Source organism: Mesorhizobium sp. M4A.F.Ca.ET.050.02.1.1 (assembly GCF_003997725.1).
Classification (GTDB): Bacteria; Pseudomonadota; Alphaproteobacteria; order Rhizobiales; family Rhizobiaceae; genus Mesorhizobium.
Map to the genome: position 1 here is coordinate 1 of NZ_RZSG01000808.1, position 2,625 is coordinate 2,625.

5 protein-coding genes are annotated in these 2,625 nt (G+C 65.2%); 3 read left to right on the top strand and 2 right to left on the bottom strand.

What is annotated here, in order from left to right:
• From EOA33_RS31460 to EOA33_RS31470, 3 genes are all read left to right on the top strand, one after another.
• Positions 1-501 (top strand): hypothetical protein (locus EOA33_RS31460; RefSeq protein ID WP_245482493.1); only part of this gene is annotated, 501 nt, incomplete at its 5' end.
• 38 nt (positions 502-539) lie between these two features.
• On the top strand, positions 540-917 hold the full coding sequence (locus EOA33_RS31465; protein ID WP_126054744.1) for a VOC family protein: 378 nt from the start codon (positions 540-542) through the stop codon (positions 915-917).
• A 94-nt stretch (positions 918-1,011) separates the two neighbouring features.
• Positions 1,012-1,641, top strand: a complete 630-nt coding sequence (locus tag EOA33_RS31470; RefSeq protein ID WP_127407398.1) for a MarC family protein — start codon at positions 1,012-1,014, stop codon at positions 1,639-1,641.
• A 17-nt stretch (positions 1,642-1,658) separates the two neighbouring features.
• Here EOA33_RS31470 and EOA33_RS31475 read toward each other — a convergent pair whose 3' ends face one another.
• Positions 1,659-2,084, bottom strand: coding sequence for an OsmC family protein (locus EOA33_RS31475; RefSeq protein ID WP_126054746.1), 426 nt, complete (start codon positions 2,082-2,084; stop codon positions 1,659-1,661).
• A gap of 30 nt (positions 2,085-2,114) precedes the next feature.
• Positions 2,115-2,513: a DUF2306 domain-containing protein gene (locus EOA33_RS31480; RefSeq protein WP_126054747.1), complete on the bottom strand. Its 399-nt coding sequence runs from the start codon at positions 2,511-2,513 to the stop codon at positions 2,115-2,117.
• Between the last annotated feature and the right edge of the window lie 112 nt (positions 2,514-2,625).

Here is a 2,625-nt window from a genome sequence, read left to right on the forward strand (position 1 = left end):
CTGCACAGCGACGGCCCAAACGCCGACCTAGCCGAAAAGCTGGAGCTCTATGGCCGCTTCGTCGGCGCCTGGACGTTCGACGCCACGCGCCATCTCGAAGATGGCACGGTTCTTACCGGGCGTGGCGAGGTGCATTTCGGCTGGGTTCTGGAGGGCAAGGCGATCCAGGACGTGTGGATCCTGCCCGCGCGCAATACTGGTGTACAGACATCTCTCGGCGCGTGGACGTTCTACGGTACGACCCTGCGCGTCTACGATCCCGGGGTCGATGCCTGGCACATCTTCTGGAGCGATCCGCGCAACCAATACTACAGCCGGCAGCTCGGCCGCGCCGAGGGCGAGACGATCGTGCAGGTCGGCGCCGATGGCTCCGGCGCGTCGGTGCGTTGGAGCTTTTCGCGCATCACCGAGAATTCGTTCCGTTGGCTCGGCGAGCGCTCGCATGACGGCGGCGCCACCTGGCGGCTCGAGGTCGAATTCCTCGCCCGCCGCACGACTTGAGGCTGATCGGCTACCCTAATGAAAAAACGGAGAAAACGATGCTTGACCACATCTCGCTCGGCGTTGGCGACACAACTGTCTCGAAGCGCTTCTACGATGCCTTGCTGCAACCACTTGGCTATGGCTGCCTCAGCCAGTCGCCCGGCTCGCTCGGCTATGGCGCCAATGCAGTGGCGCTCTGGGTGAATGAAGCCGCGCGGCCGGTGCCGGCGGACACGGAGTCCGGCCTGCATTTCTGCTTCGCCGCGCCGACGCGAAAGAGCGTCGATGCCTTCCACGCGGCCGCGTTGCGTGAGGGCGGCAGGGACAATGGCCCGCCTGGCTTGCGCGCCGCTTATGGTGAAAACTACTATGCCGCCTTCGTCATAGACCCTGACGGGTACCGGCTCGAGGCTTACTGCGGCAAAGCTGAATAGCCGGCTGAAATCCCCTCCCTTCCTGTTCCCACCGCTCCCGCTTTGCTCTACCAATTGACGAGCTTGGGCTTCGCCCGGCGGGAGGGGACCAGCGATGCCGAGCTTCGACAGCCTGTTCAATGCCTTCGTCACCATACTGGTGACCATCGACCCGCCCGGGCTGGCGCCGCTTTTCCTCGCTGTGACGCGCGGCATGAACCGCGAGGAGCGCCAGCAAGTTTCGGTGCGGGCCTCGGTGATCGGCTTCCTGGTGATGGCGCTGTTCGCGGTTGCCGGCGCCTCGATCCTGTCGGTGTTCGGCATCACGCTGCCGGCCTTCCGCGTCGCCGGCGGTTTCCTGCTCTTCTTCATCGCCTTCGAAATGGTGTTCGAGCGCCGGCAGGACCGCAAGGAGAAGATCGGCGACGTCGCCATCACCAAGGACATGATCCACAATATCGCCGCCTTCCCGCTGGCGATCCCGCTGATCGCCGGCCCGGGCGCGATTTCGGCGACGGTGCTGCTGTCGGGACACTTCGACGGTTTCGCGGCGCAGGCGGCGCTGGTTGGCATCATCTTCGTCTGCCTCGCCATCACCTATCTGGTGTTCGTGCTGGCGGAGCGCATCGACCGCATCCTCGGCCAGACCGGCCGCTCGATCCTGACGCGGCTGCTCGGCGTCATCCTGGCGGCGCTCGCCGTACAGTTCGTTGCGGACGGCGTCAGGGCACTAATGGCTGCCTAAGCGGGACCCCTGCTGCCTTATTTCGCGGCGGTATCGACGACCTCGAAATCATGCGTGACCGTCGCCGTCTTGGCCATCATCGCGGTCGCCGAGCAGTACTTTTCGATCGAGAGGTCGATCGCGCGCTTCACCTTTTCATGCGAGAGCCCGCGGCCCTTGACGATGAAATGCATGTGGATGCGGGTGAAGACCCTGGGCTCCTTCTCTGCCCGGTCGGCGTCGAGCTCGACGACGCAATCCTCGATCGCCTCGCGGCCTTTTTCGAGGATGTGGACGACGTCGTAGGCCGAACAGCCGCCGGTGCCGATCAGCACGAGCTCCATCGGGCTCGGCCCCGGCGTTTTGCCCTCCGGGCCGGACGCTGTTCCGAGGACAACCTTGTGGCCGCTGCCGGACTCACCGACGAAGGTGCGTTCCTCGACCCATTTGACGCGTGCTTTCACGGCATTTTTCCTTGCGAGGCCTTGGCCAGCCTATTGACCGAACACGACCGTATGCATGATCCGGCCAGGCAGCAGCGTGAAGATGCCGGCGCCGATCAAGGCGAAGACATAGAGCTTGATCATGGCGCCGCGATGCGCGGCGACGCGATGGGTGTGCGCATACCACACCGCCAGCGGCGCGGTGACCAGCACCAGGATCGACAGCAGATGGATCGGACTGAACGGGCCGATCAGGCGGATCTGCTGGATCCAGAAACTCGAGACGGCGATGACAAGCATCAGCGCCGCCCAGGCATAGCCCATCACGCGGTGGCTCGGCGTGCCTTGCGGAAGCGCCAGCTGCGCGCCGCCAATCGCCAGGGCGGCAAGGGCCGCGAATGCATGCCACGGAATGGGAGGGGGCGCGGATAGCAATGGTCCGAGCGACATCTCCCCTCCTCAATGCCGGTTACGTGGGGCGCTCAGAACGGGATCTCGTCGTCGAGTTCGCGCGACGCACCGCCGCCGCCACCCCTGGAGCCGCCACCGCCGCCGCCGCGGC

Coding starts and splice junctions, on each gene's coding strand:
- EOA33_RS31470 (WP_127407398.1), top strand. CDS start 1,012: ATGCCGAGCTTCGACAGCCTGTTCAATGCCTTCGTCACCATACTGGTG.
- EOA33_RS31465 (WP_126054744.1), top strand. CDS start 540: ATGCTTGACCACATCTCGCTCGGCGTTGGCGACACAACTGTCTCGAAG.
- EOA33_RS31480 (WP_126054747.1), bottom strand. CDS start 2,513: ATGTCGCTCGGACCATTGCTATCCGCGCCCCCTCCCATTCCGTGGCAT.